Here is a 13,926-nt window from a genome sequence, read left to right on the forward strand (position 1 = left end):
ATTTAGTAAGTATATTGAATTCGGGGAGGATAAACCATGAATCAAAGTAAAATTCGTAATTTTTCTATTATTGCTCATATAGACCACGGAAAATCAACCCTCGCTGACCGTCTTTTAGAGTACACTGGGACATTAAGTGAAAGGGAAATGGAAGATCAAGTCTTGGATCAAATGGATTTAGAAAGGGAAAGGGGAATAACTATTAAGCTTCAGGCCGTTGCTTTAGAATATAAAGCCGATGATGGCCAGACCTATAAATTAAATCTTATAGATACTCCAGGCCATGTCGACTTTACTTATGAGGTTTCTAGAAGTTTAGCGGCATGTGAAGGAGCTATTTTAGTAGTAGATGCTGCTCAAGGGATTGAAGCTCAAACCTTAGCCAATGTTTATTTAGCCCTTGAACATGATTTAGAAATTATTCCAGTAATAAACAAAATTGATTTGCCAAATGCAGATGTAGAAAAAGTAAAAAGGGAAATTGAAGATATTATTGGCTTAGATGGTGAAAGTGCCATCTTAGCTTCTGCTAAAGAAGGAATAGGTATTAAAGATATCTTAGAAGCAATTGTACAAAGGATACCAGCACCTAAAGGTGAAGAAGATAAACCCCTAAGGGCATTAATCTTTGACTCTCACTTTGATAATTATAAAGGTGTAGTTGTTTATACAAGGATAGTTGAAGGTAGTGTTAAAAAAGGTGATAAAATTAAAATGATGTCAAATGGTAAAGAGTTTGAAGTAACAGAAACAGGGGTATTTAAACCTGCTCCTGTTCTTGTCCCTGGTCTTAGTGCGGGAGATGTAGGATTTATAGTAGCTGGTATTAAAAATGTTAAAGATACAAGGGTTGGTGACACTATAACTACTGTGAAAAATCCAGCATCAGAGCCACTACCTGGGTACAAAAAAGCCAATCCTATGGTCTATTGTGGGTTATTCCCTATAGATTCAAGTCAATATGAAGATTTAAAAGACGCATTGGATAAACTTAGTTTAAATGACGCTTCCTTGGTCTATGAACCAGAAACCTCTGTAGCCTTGGGATTTGGTTTTAGATGTGGTTTCTTAGGCTTATTGCATATGGAAATTATTCAAGAACGTTTAGAAAGGGAATATGGGTTAGAGTTAATAACAACAGCCCCTAGTGTTATTTATCATGTTTATAAAAAAGATGGCAGTATGTTAGCTATAGATAATCCATCGGTATTACCACCTGTGGGAGAAATAGATCGTATTGAAGAGCCCTACGTAAAAGGAAGTATAATTGTTCCTACTGATTACATTGGAGCTGTTATGGAACTCTGTCAGGAAAAACGGGGAGTCTTTAAAAATATGGATTATTTAGATCAAAAAAGGGCTATGATTATCTATGAAATTCCTTTAAGTGAAATTATTTATGATTTCTTTGACCATCTAAAATCAAAAACTAGAGGTTATGCATCATTAGATTATGAATTTATCGGTTATAAGGAAGGGAAATTAGTTAAATTGGATATATTGCTTAACGGAGAAATGGTAGATGCATTATCAGTTATTGTTCATAAAGATAGAGCATATACTAGAGGAAAAGCTTTAGCTACGAAATTAAGGGAAATTATCCCAAGACAAATGTTTGAAGTCCCTATACAAGCTGCTATAGGTAATAAAGTAATTGCTAGAGAAACCGTTAAAGCAATGCGTAAAAACGTTTTAGCTAAATGCTATGGTGGTGACATCACCAGAAAGAGAAAATTATTAGAAAAACAAAAAGAAGGGAAAAAACGTATGAAGCAAGTAGGTAGAGTAGAAATACCTCAAGAAGCTTTCATGGCGGTGTTAAGTATAGAATAATGGCAGGTATATATATTCACATCCCCTTTTGTTTAAAAAAATGTTATTATTGTGATTTTATTTCCTTTCCAGATATAGAAAAGGAAAATGAATATACACAAAGCTTGATTAAAGAAATACACTTACAAAAAGATATTTTAAAGACTAAGGAGTGGTCCACCGTTTTTTTCGGTGGAGGTACTCCTAGTTTATTATCTTTAAATAACTTAGGAAAAATTATAGATGAATTAGCTCTGTATATTGATTTTAATAAAATTAAAGAGTTTACTATAGAAGCAAATCCCAAAACTTTAACTTCAGAAAAACTACAGTTTTATAAGGTCAAGAATATCAATCGCTTAAGTTTAGGGGTACAAACCTTTAATTTAAGGGAATTAAAAGCTATAGGTAGAATTCATACCCCTCAAGATGCCATAGATACTGTACAATTAGCTAAAGGACAGGGTTTTGATAGAATTTCTATCGATTTAATCTATGGTTTGCCATTTCAAACATTAGAAACATTGATGGAAAGTTTAGAAATTACTTACAGTTTAGGGATAAACCACATATCTTTTTATGGCTTACAAGTAGAGGAGGATACCCCTTTAGAAAGAATGATATTATCCAAGGAATTGACTATCCCTGATGAAGAAATCCAGGAAAATCTTTATTTAGCAGGAGTAGAATTTTTAATAAAAAGAGGCTTTAAACACTACGAAGTTTCTAATTTTGCTTTAGGCAATAATATCGCTTTACACAACTATAATTATTGGCTATACAAAGATTATTTAGGGTTTGGGGTAAGTAGTTATTCTAAACTTGGTAATAAACGATATGCTAATACCGATAACTTAGATGAGTATTGCTTTAAATTAAACCAAAATAATCTTCCGATAAAGGAAGTGGAAATCCTTACTAACAAAGAGATGGAATTTGAACAAAAAATGTTATCTTTAAGAACCCACAGAGGCTTGAAACTTGACGAAGGAAAAAACATTGAAGTGGTTAAAGACCTCATCTATAACGAATTAGCATATATAGAAAAGGATAGATTGAAGCTTACTGCCAAAGGATATTTAGTTTCAAATGAAATAATTAATAAACTATGTTAAATACAAAAAATTCCTTTTAAATATTGACTTTATCCCAGGAAATATGGTATTTTTTTATTAGATTAGCACTCAAATAAATAGAGTGCTAACAAAAAGAAAGGAGGGTTGAAAGTGAGGGGTAAACTAAGTTCAAGGAAAAGCCAAATACTAAAAGCTATAGTACTAGAATATATCAATACAGCTGAGCCTATAGGGTCAAGGACTTTAGTCAAAAGATATAATATAGGCCTAAGTCCAGCAACTATTAGAAACGAAATGGCTGACCTTGAAGAATTAGGTTTTCTAGTGCAGCCTCACACCTCAGCAGGAAGAATACCTAGCCAACAAGGGTATAGGTATTTTGTTGATAATTTGTTAGAAGAGATTTATACCGATGATTTAAACCTCCTTGATCTAAAAAAATATTATTCTGGAAAAATAGATGATTTAAACCAATTAATTACAGAAACTGCATCGGTATTATCTAACATAACCAACTATACTTCAGTTGTGTTAAGTACCCCTAACCCGTCAATTACTTTAAAGCACTTAGATTTTATCCAGTTAAACCAAAGGGAAGGATTAATTCTCTTTGTCACCGATACAGGAATTGTTCAACACAAAAAAATTACTTTTAATTACTCCTTTAATAGAGAAGAACTTGAAATAATTTTACAAGTTTTGAAAAGTAAATTGATAAACAAGAGATTATCTAAAAGTGAAAAACAGTTATTAGATGATATTACTACAGGATTCAAACATTCTCCTATCTTAGAAGAATTTGCCAATACCGTTATTTCATCTTTATTAGGGGAAAACCCTACAAAGGTTGTTACAGGAGGAACGACCAATTTTTTAAGTCAACCGGAATTTAATGATATTGGTAAAATTAGAGAATTATTAACTGTTTTTGAACAACAAGATCTATTGATCTCTTTATTAGAGCACCATAATGAGGGTGAACACGGTTCAGTATCGGTGGTTATTGGAGATGAGTTAATAATTAATCAGATGAGACAATGTAGTTTAATTACCGCAAACTTTGATTTAGATGGAAAGATTACAGGTAAAATAGGAATATTAGGACCTCAAAGGATGGACTATGAAAAAGTAATTAAAATATTAGATTTCTTTACTAAGAATTTCAAAAAATTAATTGAATAAGGGAGTGAAACAATTGGAGGAATTAAAGGAAAACTCTCCGAATCTTCAAGAAGATAAACAAGATTTAACAGAAGAAGAAAAACAAGTCGAAGAAAATATTGGAGAAAATAAGGAAAATTCAGAGATTGAGAAACTAACTAAAGAAAAAGAAGAACTTTTCAATCGCCTTCAACGACTGCAGGCAGATTTTGAAAATTTTAGGAAAAGGATGACTAAAGAAAAGACTGAAATTCTCAACTTTGCAAATGCCGATTTGGTAACGGCTCTATTACCTGTCCTCGATAATTTTCAAAGGGCATTATCAGGTCAGGAAAAAAATCTAGATAAAAATGGGGAATATCTTAAGTTTTTAGAAGGTATTCAGATGATATATAGGCAATTTAAAGATATTTTAGAAAAAGAAGGATTAAAGGAAATAGATTGTTTAGATAAACCCTTTGACCCTAATTTTCACGAAGCAATAATGCAAGTTGAAGATATAGATAAGCCTGAAAATACTGTAGTTGAAGTTTTACAAACAGGTTACACATTTAAAGATAAACTAATTAGACCAGCAATGGTCAAAGTAAGTAAATAATATAAAAATAGGAGGGAATAAATATATGAGTAAAGTAATCGGTATAGACTTAGGAACGACAAACTCAGTAGTTGCTGTTTTGGAAGGAGGAGAACCTACTGTTATCGTAAATGCTGAAGGTAGCAGAACAACTCCTTCTGTGGTGAGTTTTTCTAAAACTGGAGAAAGGATAGTAGGTCAAGCTGCTAAAAGGCAAGCAATAACTAACCCAAATACAATTATTTCTATTAAAAGACACATGGGAACAAACTATAAAGTTAAAATAGAAGATAAAGAATATACTCCTCAAGAAATATCAGCATTTATTTTACAAAAACTTAAAACAGATGCTGAAAACTTTTTAGGAGAAAAAGTTACTAAAGCAGTAATTACTGTACCTGCGTATTTTAATGATAGTCAAAGACAAGCGACAAAAGATGCTGGTAGAATTGCTGGTTTAGAAGTACTTAGAATAATTAACGAACCAACAGCTGCGGCCTTGGCCTATGGTTTAGATAAAGGTGAAGATAATCAAACTATTTTAGTTTATGATTTAGGTGGCGGTACTTTTGATGTAAGTATTTTAGAACTAGGGGATGGAGTTTTTGAAGTAAAGGCTACAAGTGGTAATAACCGCTTAGGTGGAGATGATTTTGATGAAAGAATTATTCAATATTTAATTACAGAGTTTAAAAAAGAAACGGGTATAGACCTAAGCAAAGACAAAATGGCTATGCAGCGTTTAAAAGAAGCGGCAGAAAAAGCTAAGATTGAGTTATCTAGTGTAACTACTACAAATATAAACCTACCTTTTATTTCAGCGGGTCCAGAGGGTCCAGCCCACTTAGATATCAATTTAACTAGAGCTAAATTCAATGAACTAACAGAAGATTTAGTAGAAGCAACTATGGAACCAACTAGAAGGGCTTTAAGGGATGCAGGTTTAACTCCTGCTCAAATAGATAAAGTTATTTTGGTAGGTGGATCAACAAGGATCCCAGCAGTTCAAGAAGCAATTAAAAAGGAATTAGGTAAAGAACCTTATAAAGGAATTAACCCCGATGAGGTAGTTGCCTTGGGTGCAGCAATTCAGGCAGGTGTACTAGCAGGAGAAGTAAAAGATGTATTACTCCTTGATGTTACACCACTGTCTTTAGGTATTGAAACTTTAGGAGGAGTATTTACTAAACTAATTGAAAGAAATACTACTATTCCAACTTCTAAAAGTCAAATCTTCTCTACTGCAGCAGATAACCAAACCAGTGTAGAAATCCATGTTCTACAAGGTGAAAGGGAGATGGCAAGGGATAATAAGACTTTAGGTAGATTTATCCTTGATGGTATCCCACCAGCTCCAAGGGGAGTACCACAAATTGAAGTTACCTTTGATATCGATGCCAATGGTATTGTAAATGTTTCTGCCAAAGATAAAGGTACTGGTAAAGAGCAAAAAATTACCATCACTTCATCAAGTGGTTTAAGTGAAGAAGAAATTGAACGGATGGTTAAAGAAGCAGAAAAGTATGCGGAAGAAGATAAAAAACGGAAAGAAGAAGCAGAAACTAGAAACAATGCAGATAACTTAATTTACAGTACTGAAAAAGCATTAAAAGAATTGGGAGATAAGGTAGATGCCAATCTTAAAGGAACAGTAGAAGAAAAAATTAATAACTTGAAAAAAGCTTTAGAAGGTACAGATATCGAAAAAATTAAAGATGCTTCAGAAAAATTAACTGAAGAGCTTCATAAACTTTCAACAATGTTATATCAACAAACACAAAGTGGAGGACAAAACACTGAAGGCCCAGCTCCTAAGGATGCTAAAGATGATAATGTAGTAGATGCTGATTTTGAAGACCTTTCTGGTAAGTAAATAAAAAAAAGTCAAAGCATCAAAAGGTGCTTTGACTTTTTCGCCTAACTATGATAAATTTTTTTTGAAACCAAATTGAGGTGAGAGTGATGAGTAAAAGGGATTATTATGAGGTGCTGGGTGTAAAAAAGGATGCAAGTCAAGAAGAAATAAAAAAGGCATATAGGATATTAGCAAGAAAATATCATCCCGATGTAAACCCGGGAAATAAAGATGCAGAAGCAAAATTTAAAGAAGTAAAAGAAGCTTATGAAACCCTTTCCGATCCTCAAAAAAGACAATATTATGATCAATTTGGTCACGCAGATCCTAACAATGGAGGTTTTGGGGGCTTTGGTCAAGGATTCGGAGGATTTGAAGATATATTTGAATCCTTTTTTGGTGGTGGCTTTGGTGGTCAAGGAGCTAGAAGAGGTCCTGTTAGAGGTGCTGATCTTCGCTATGACTTAGAAATTACCTTTGAAGAAGCAGCATTTGGTTTAGAGCGGGAAATTTCTGTTCAAAAGATGACTAATTGTACAACATGTAATGGAACTGGGGCAAAAAGCCAAAGTAGTATAAAAACTTGTCCAACATGTAAAGGTACAGGTCAAATACAATATACACAAAACACCCCTTTTGGACGTTTTATCAATGTTAAAACATGTGATAGTTGTAATGGTGAAGGAACTGTTATTAAAGAACCCTGTACAAAATGTAATGGTAGAGGTAAAGTATTGGGGAATAAAAAAATCCTCATAAAGGTGCCAGCAGGAATAGATCATGGTCAAAGGTTAAGGGTTGCTGGAGAAGGAGAACCAGGGGAAAAAGGTGGTCCACCAGGAGATTTATATGTATTTATTCATATTAAGCCCCACTCCATCTTTAAACGTATAGATAATGATGTGGTAGTTGAAGAAACTATATCTTACGTTCAAGCAGCTCTAGGTGTAGAAATTGAAGTTCCTACATTAGACGGCAGAGCAAAATTGAAAATTCCTCCAGGAACTCAAAGTGGTACTATTTTTAAATTGAAGGGAAAAGGAATACCCTATATTAGAGGTATAGGTCGTGGAGATCAACATGTTAAAGTAAAGGTAGAAATTCCTAAAACCTTATCTGAAGAAGAAAGACAATTATTGAGAAAACTTGCAGAAATTCGCAAAGAGACAGTGGATAATAGTTCAAAGGGCATTTTTAGTAGAGTAAAAGATGCTTTTAAAAATTAATTTTAAGGAGTGAAGTAGGTGGAGTGGTTAGAAGTTAAGATTAACACTGACCCTTTATATGGAGAAGCAATTTGTAACTTTATCCATGAAATAGGTGTTGGCGGAGTTGTTATTGAAGATCAGCAAACAGTGGAAAACTATATTAATAGTAATGCTTGGGACTATTACAGCGAAGATGTTTATGTTCTAGAAGAAGGCATGATAATTAAATGTTATTTACCGGTAAATGATAAGTTACATGACACCCTATCAGCTATTAGAAGTTATGTAGCAACAGTTAATGAACAAGGGGAGTACAGTGTAACCACCACCCAACTTTCACAACAAGACTGGGAACATCAATGGAAACAGTATTATAAAACCGTTTATGTAACCCCTAAATTAGTAATTAAACCTAAGTGGGTAGAGTATACTAAAAAGGGTGATGAAAAGGTAGTTGAATTAGATCCAGGACTTGCCTTTGGGACCGGTACTCATCCTACAACAAATCTTTGTCTAAAAAAGTTAATAGAACTTGTATCTACCGATAGTACTATTATTGATGTGGGATGTGGTTCAGGAATTTTATCTATAGCAGCTGCTTTATTTGGAGGTAAAGCAATAGCTTTAGATATTGATCCTCTGGCTGTTAAAGCAGCTAAAGAGAATGTAGAGTTAAATAATTTATCGGATAGAGTAAAGGTATTAGAAGGAACCCTTTCCACTCAAAATCTACCCCAATGTGATATCTTAGTGGCTAACATCATCGCAGATGTTATATTAACATTAATTCCTCAAATAGAATTTGTTTTAAAACCTAAAGGGTATATGATTTTTTCAGGAATAATTTTATCCCGTCAAAAAGAAGTTATTGAATGTTTAAATAACCATAATTATATAATCAAAGACATTGATATTGACGGAGATTGGGTAGCTATAACAGCTCAAAGGATGGAGTAAAATGTTTAGGATAGCAATAGATCAAAAACTAAGTATAGGACAAAAACTGTTAATTACAGGTGAAGAATATCATTATATAACTAAAGTATTAAGGCTGAAAGAAAAAGATGAAATTATTGTATTTAATCAAGCCGAGGAATTTTTATCCTCGGTTTTGTCTCAATCCCCAAAAGATGTAACATTACTTATAGAACAAAAATTAGAAAATAACAAAGAACCAGAAAAAGAAGTAGTTTTAGCCTTTGGTTATCCAAAAGGAGAAAAAATTGATTGGATAGTACAAAAGGCTACAGAGCTAGGAGTAAGTGAACTCTGGCCAGTTATAACAAATCGCTCATTGATAAAATTAGATGAAAATAAAATAGAAAAAAAGAAAGAAAGACTTTATAAAATTGCCAAAGAAGCAACTGAACAGTGTGGCAGGTTAAAGGTTCCTAATATAAAAATTTTTAGATCTACTAAAGAAATGGCAAAAAACCTAAATGGAGAAGACATTTTATTAATACCTTGGGAGGAAGAGATGGAAAATACCCTCCCTAAAGAAAAATTAAAGGAAGTAAAGGGAAAGATCATAGTCTTTGTTGGTCCTGAAGGTGGTTTGGATAGGGGAGAATTAGAAGTATTTAATTCTTTTTCAACCATTACCTTAGGTAAAAGAATTTTAAGGGCAGAAACTGCATGTATAGTAGCAACTTCTTTAGTAATGTATAACCTAGGAGAACTAGGAGGTAAGGGATTTGAATAGAGTAGCATTTATGACACTAGGCTGTAAAGTTAATCAAGATGAAACAGATAGCATGATAGATTTATTTAAAAAAAGAGGTTATCAAATAGTAGATTTCAATGAGAAATCAGATATTTATGTAATTAATACTTGTACCGTTACTCAGGTTGGAAGTAAAAAGTCCAGGCAAATGATTAGACGGGCCCATCGTTTAAATCCCGATGCTTTAATTGTAGTAACAGGTTGTTATTCTCAAACAGCTAGCGAAGAAGTAGCAAAAATACCTGGAGTCAGTTTAATAGTTGGTAATGATCAAAAACACAATATTGTAAAATTATCAGAGGAAGCATTGGGTAAAAATAAAGCAGAAAAGCCTGAAGTTTTGGTTTCACAAAGACATGAGCTGACCAAATTCCATTCCTTGCCAATTGCTACAAATCGTCAGCGTCACAGGGCTACCCTTAAAATACAAGAAGGTTGTGATAACTTCTGTACTTACTGTATTGTTCCATACGCAAGGGGACCAATACGGAGTAAACCGTTGAAAGATGTGGTAGAGGACTGTAAGCAATTGGTAAAAGAGGGATATCAAGAAATTGTTTTAACGGGAATTCATTTAGGGGCCTATGGAAGGGATTTATCTGAAACTTTAAGTTTGGCAGATGTGGTAAATTCTTTAAGTGAAATAACTGATTTAAAGAGGTTAAGATTAAGTTCAATTGAACCTACAGATTTTTCTATGGAATTGCTAACAGCTATTAAAAATTCAAATAATATCTGCAATCATTTTCATGTACCTTTACAAAATGGTTGTGATAAAATCTTAGATTTGATGGGTCGTAAATACGATTCAGCATATTATGAAAAAGTAATTGAAACTTTACGTTCTATAAAAAAAGATGTAGCTATAACCACTGATATTATGGTAGGTTTTCCTGGAGAAACTGATGAAGATTTTAATAAAACCCTTGAATTTGTGGAAAAAATTCGCTTTTCTGGTATCCACGTATTTAAGTATTCTCCAAGGGAAGGTACCCCTGCCAGTACATTTCCTAATCAAGTACCAAATTCCATTAAAGAAAAAAGAAGTGATATCTTAACAAAAAAAGCTTTAGAACTAAAACATAAATATTATCAGCAGTTTTTAGGGGAAGAAGTAGAGGTTTTATTTGAAAAAGAGGTAGATGGTAAAATAGAAGGACATACTACTAACTACATGGTAGTTCAAGCCAATGGAACAAAAGAATTGCTAGGTTCTATTTTACCTGTGGAGTTATTAGAAATTGAAGGAGAAACTATTTTTGGTAGAATAAAAGGTGAATTTAACGGAAGATAAGTGCATATAGTATTAGTGAAAAAAACAAGGGGGAAAAAAATATGGGAAGAGTATTTGTTTTTGAAGGAAAACGGTTGATTCCTCTGTTTATTTTACTAATGCTATTGATCACTGTATCTGTTTATGATGCTTTATTTCCTACAACAACTCCAGCTATCCTTACTGGGGAGTTAGTACATTACGTAAATGTTGAACAGGGAAATCTATACCCACAGAAACAACTCCTGATTTTTGACAACTTAGAAAGCTATGTCAAGTTTTTACAAAATAATAACATAGCATTACCTAATCACAATTTCGACCCAAATAACAATCTGGCAATAATTACAATGAATTTTCAAATTCAAAGTTTTACCAGAACATCAGATGATTTAGGACGAAAAGTACTAAATGTAATCTGTAGTGAAAAAAATGCTCAATATAAAATTTACATAGTGCCTAAGGATCAACAAATAGATCAAAATGATGTAGTTTGGAATTTTTATGACGAACGGGGAAGAAAGTTGGAAGGTGTAAGAATAAGGGTAAATCCGTAAAAGGTTTACCCTTATAATATTTACATCAACTATTAAAAAAGATTAAGAAAAAACAAAGATAAAAGAGGAATTATTTGCCTAGGTGTTGAAATAATATATATAAGGGGGTGAAGCTATGGAGTGTATATTTTGTAAAATTATAAAAGGTGAAGTTCCTGCTAAGAAAGTATATGAAGATAATAATGTTTTAGCTTTCCATGATATAAATCCCCAAGCTCCCATTCATATACTAATAATTCCTAAAAAACATTACTCTAACATCCTTCAAACAGAATTAAGGGAAATAGAACCTATCTTTTCCGCTATTAAAAACCTTGTAAGTGATTTGGGATTAGAGGAAGGTTTTAGGATAGTTAATAACTGCGGTGAACTAGGTGGTCAAACAGTAGACCATGTACACTTTCACCTTTTAGGAAAAAGAAAATTAACTTGGCCTCCAGGATAGGATATTATTACCTTGACAGTTATTTACCTTTTATGTATAATATCATTGTTATATTAAATTTTACTAATATTCCAGTACTATAATATTGAGTTTTACTGGTTTGTAGCGAGGGGAGGGAAACAAGGTGGCTGAAGTCAAAATTGGCAAAAACGAGTCCCTGGATAATGCCCTAAGGCGTTTTAAACGCTCATGCCAACGCTCTGGCGTTCTCTCAGAACTCCGCAAAAGAGAATTCTACGATAAACCAAGCGTAAAACGTAAAAAGAAAGCAGAAGCAGCAAGGAAGAAGAAAAAGTTCTAGAGGAGGAAAAGCCATTGAATTTGGTAGACCGCCTGACGGCAGACATGAAAACTGCCATGAAAAATGGAGATAAATTGGCTCTGTCTGTTATACGTATGATGCGTTCGGAAATCAAATATGCAGAAATCTCTAAAGGAAGTCCTCTCACTGAAGAAGATGTCCTAGAAGTTCTTAGTAGAGAATGTAAAAAGAGAAGGGATTCCATTGAAGAATATACAAAAGGGAATCGTCAAGATATAGCTGCCCAATTAGAAAAAGAAGTGGAAATCATTAGCACTTACTTGCCTAAACAGCTAACTAAAGAAGAAATCCAGAGTATAATAGATGAAGCAATCAGAGAAACCCAAGTTTCTTCTGTAAAAGAAATGGGAAAACTTATGGCTTACATTATGCCGAAAGTAAAAGGCAAAGCTGATGGAAAACTCGTTAATCAATTAGTGAAAGAAAAGCTATCTAATTAGATAGCTTTTTTTGTAATATAAAGGAATTATCTATTTAATGTAAAGTCTTCCTTAACTAAAAATAAATTTCCGAAATTTTGCAGGAATTTACTATTTTTACATAGAATAAATAATGAAATAGGTTTGACTAAAGGAGGTGACTAAATGAAAAGGTTTAGATTTTTAGCAGTATTTGTACTATTATTCTTGTCCTTGTTTCTTTTTACAACAAGTAGTTCCGCTAACGGAAAAGATACTATCTTTGTTATAACTTTAGAAGGTCCCATAGACGGAGCTTTACCAAGGATTTTAAAAAGAGCTATTAATGAAGCGGAAATGTCTAAAGTTGATTTAATAATATTAGAGATTAACTCCCCTGGAGGTTATGTTAAAGAAGCAGGACAAATAAGGGATATTTTAGTTTCTACAGATATTCCTATTTATGCTTTTGTTCGAAATAATGCATTTTCAGCAGCAGCTTTTTTAGCATTAGCTTGTGATAGAATTTATATGACCCCTCAAGGCTCTATTGGAGATGCCCAAGTAATCCTAGCAGATGGTCAACCGGCACCTGAAAAGATAATCTCTGCATGGGATGCCCAAATGCGTTCTTTAGCTGAAGCAAGGGGTAGGGATCCTGAGATAGCCTCTGCAATGGTGAGAATTGAGAAGGAAATTGAAGGATTAGTTAGTAGCAAAGAACTATTAACATTGACAGCCCATCAAGCTGTTCAATATGGATATTGTGAAGGTATATATAATTCAATAGATGAATTGTTAAAAGCTTTGAATTATAAAAATCCACAGATAATTATATTTGATCAATCATGGGCAGAAAGTTTAGCCCGCTTTATCACAAACCCGCAAGTTGCTTCAATTTTACTTTCTGTAGGAATGGTAGCATTAATTATTGAAGTTTTAGCTCCTGGTTTTGGTGTAGCAGGTATAATTTCCATAATATCCTTTACACTATTTTTCGGTGGACATATTATTGCAGGTTTTGCCAATTTAGAGTTTATAATTCTATTTATTTTAGGGATTTTATTGTTGATTGTGGAAATGTTCTTTGCCGGTTTCGGTATCTTTGGAGTTGGAGGGGTTACTTTGATATTTTTAAGTGTAATTTTCACCGCCAGGTCATTTTCAGACGGGATAGTTATCTTAGGATGGACACTTTTATTTACAATTATTTTGCTAATTATTTTTTACAGATTGCTATCAAGATCCAAAGGATTAGATAAATTAGTGTTAAAACAACAAGAAAATAAAGAACAAGGTTATATAGCTTCTGGAAAATATGAAGAATTACTTGGAAAAGAAGGAAGAACAATTACAATGTTAAGACCTTCAGGTATCGCTGAAATTGAAGGTCAACGGTATGATGTAGTTTCAGAAGGTGGTTTTATTTCTTCCAACGCAAAAATAAAAGTCGTTAAAGTTGGAAGTAATAATATAATAGTCAAAAAAATTGATTAGGAGGTTTTATTTATGCCAGAGA

14 protein-coding genes are annotated in these 13,926 nt (G+C 33.1%); all 14 read left to right on the forward strand.

Annotation, left to right across the window (positions count from 1 at the left end):
• Positions 1-36: 36 nt before the first annotated feature.
• The 14 genes from lepA to BMX60_RS01385 all read left to right on the forward strand — a co-directional run bounded on the left by lepA (position 37) and on the right by BMX60_RS01385 (position 13,904).
• Positions 37-1,833, forward strand: a complete 1,797-nt coding sequence (gene lepA, locus BMX60_RS01320) for a translation elongation factor 4 (RefSeq protein ID WP_091348218.1) — start codon at positions 37-39, stop codon at positions 1,831-1,833.
• A complete protein-coding gene (gene hemW / locus BMX60_RS01325; protein ID WP_091348220.1) occupies positions 1,833-2,927 on the forward strand; it encodes a radical SAM family heme chaperone HemW in 1,095 nt (364 codons plus the stop codon). The genes lepA and hemW overlap by 1 nt, the downstream gene beginning before the upstream one ends.
• Before the next feature lie 111 nt (positions 2,928-3,038).
• Positions 3,039-4,070: a heat-inducible transcriptional repressor HrcA gene (gene hrcA, locus BMX60_RS01330; protein ID WP_177159639.1), complete on the forward strand. Its 1,032-nt coding sequence runs from the start codon at positions 3,039-3,041 to the stop codon at positions 4,068-4,070.
• Positions 4,071-4,074: 4 nt separating this feature from the next.
• Positions 4,075-4,647 carry a nucleotide exchange factor GrpE gene (gene grpE / locus BMX60_RS01335; RefSeq protein WP_423230150.1) on the forward strand — a complete coding sequence of 191 codons (573 nt, stop codon included), beginning with the start codon at positions 4,075-4,077 and terminating at the stop codon, positions 4,645-4,647.
• Positions 4,648-4,672: 25 nt separating this feature from the next.
• The gene (dnaK, locus tag BMX60_RS01340; protein WP_091348228.1) at positions 4,673-6,499 is read left to right on the forward strand and encodes a molecular chaperone DnaK; all 1,827 of its coding nucleotides are present in this window, start codon (positions 4,673-4,675) and stop codon (positions 6,497-6,499) included.
• Between the two features lie 89 nt (positions 6,500-6,588).
• A complete protein-coding gene (gene dnaJ / locus BMX60_RS01345; RefSeq protein WP_177159640.1) occupies positions 6,589-7,707 on the forward strand; it encodes a molecular chaperone DnaJ in 1,119 nt (372 codons plus the stop codon).
• An 18-nt stretch (positions 7,708-7,725) separates the two neighbouring features.
• Positions 7,726-8,646: a 50S ribosomal protein L11 methyltransferase gene (gene prmA / locus BMX60_RS01350; RefSeq protein ID WP_091348232.1), complete on the forward strand. Its 921-nt coding sequence runs from the start codon at positions 7,726-7,728 to the stop codon at positions 8,644-8,646.
• 1 nt (position 8,647) lies between these two features.
• The gene (locus BMX60_RS01355; RefSeq protein ID WP_091348235.1) at positions 8,648-9,391 is read left to right on the forward strand and encodes an RsmE family RNA methyltransferase; all 744 of its coding nucleotides are present in this window, start codon (positions 8,648-8,650) and stop codon (positions 9,389-9,391) included.
• Positions 9,384-10,706, forward strand: coding sequence for a tRNA (N(6)-L-threonylcarbamoyladenosine(37)-C(2))-methylthiotransferase MtaB (gene mtaB, locus BMX60_RS01360; RefSeq protein ID WP_091348237.1), 1,323 nt, complete (start codon positions 9,384-9,386; stop codon positions 10,704-10,706). Before BMX60_RS01355 ends, mtaB begins: the two co-directional genes overlap by 8 nt.
• A gap of 41 nt (positions 10,707-10,747) precedes the next feature.
• A complete protein-coding gene (locus BMX60_RS01365) occupies positions 10,748-11,242 on the forward strand; it encodes a hypothetical protein (RefSeq protein ID WP_091348240.1) in 495 nt (164 codons plus the stop codon).
• 115 nt (positions 11,243-11,357) lie between these two features.
• Complete coding sequence (locus tag BMX60_RS01370) at positions 11,358-11,687, forward strand: histidine triad nucleotide-binding protein (RefSeq protein WP_091348242.1); 330 nt, start codon at positions 11,358-11,360, stop codon at positions 11,685-11,687.
• Positions 11,688-11,811: 124 nt separating this feature from the next.
• Positions 11,812-11,988, forward strand: coding sequence for a 30S ribosomal protein S21 (rpsU, locus tag BMX60_RS01375; protein ID WP_072906824.1), 177 nt, complete (start codon positions 11,812-11,814; stop codon positions 11,986-11,988).
• Positions 11,989-12,002: 14 nt separating this feature from the next.
• The gene (locus BMX60_RS01380) at positions 12,003-12,449 is read left to right on the forward strand and encodes a GatB/YqeY domain-containing protein (RefSeq protein ID WP_091348244.1); all 447 of its coding nucleotides are present in this window, start codon (positions 12,003-12,005) and stop codon (positions 12,447-12,449) included.
• 144 nt (positions 12,450-12,593) lie between these two features.
• The gene (locus tag BMX60_RS01385; RefSeq protein ID WP_091348246.1) at positions 12,594-13,904 is read left to right on the forward strand and encodes an NfeD family protein; all 1,311 of its coding nucleotides are present in this window, start codon (positions 12,594-12,596) and stop codon (positions 13,902-13,904) included.
• Positions 13,905-13,926 lie beyond the last annotated feature (22 nt).

The organism is Anaerobranca gottschalkii DSM 13577 (assembly GCF_900111575.1).
GTDB classification, from domain to species: Bacteria; Bacillota; Proteinivoracia; order Proteinivoracales; family Proteinivoracaceae; genus Anaerobranca; species Anaerobranca gottschalkii.

Bases quoted from the DNA above. Each gene is read 5' to 3' on its own strand.
- lepA (WP_091348218.1), top strand. From the start codon at position 37: ATGAATCAAAGTAAAATTCGTAATTTTTCTATTATTGCTCATATAGAC.
- hemW (WP_091348220.1), top strand. From the start codon at position 1,833: ATGGCAGGTATATATATTCACATCCCCTTTTGTTTAAAAAAATGTTAT.
- dnaK (WP_091348228.1), top strand. From the start codon at position 4,673: ATGAGTAAAGTAATCGGTATAGACTTAGGAACGACAAACTCAGTAGTT.
- dnaJ (WP_177159640.1), top strand. From the start codon at position 6,589: ATGAGTAAAAGGGATTATTATGAGGTGCTGGGTGTAAAAAAGGATGCA.
- BMX60_RS01355 (WP_091348235.1), top strand. From the start codon at position 8,648: ATGTTTAGGATAGCAATAGATCAAAAACTAAGTATAGGACAAAAACTG.
- BMX60_RS01365 (WP_091348240.1), top strand. From the start codon at position 10,748: ATGGGAAGAGTATTTGTTTTTGAAGGAAAACGGTTGATTCCTCTGTTT.
- BMX60_RS01370 (WP_091348242.1), top strand. From the start codon at position 11,358: ATGGAGTGTATATTTTGTAAAATTATAAAAGGTGAAGTTCCTGCTAAG.
- BMX60_RS01385 (WP_091348246.1), top strand. From the start codon at position 12,594: ATGAAAAGGTTTAGATTTTTAGCAGTATTTGTACTATTATTCTTGTCC.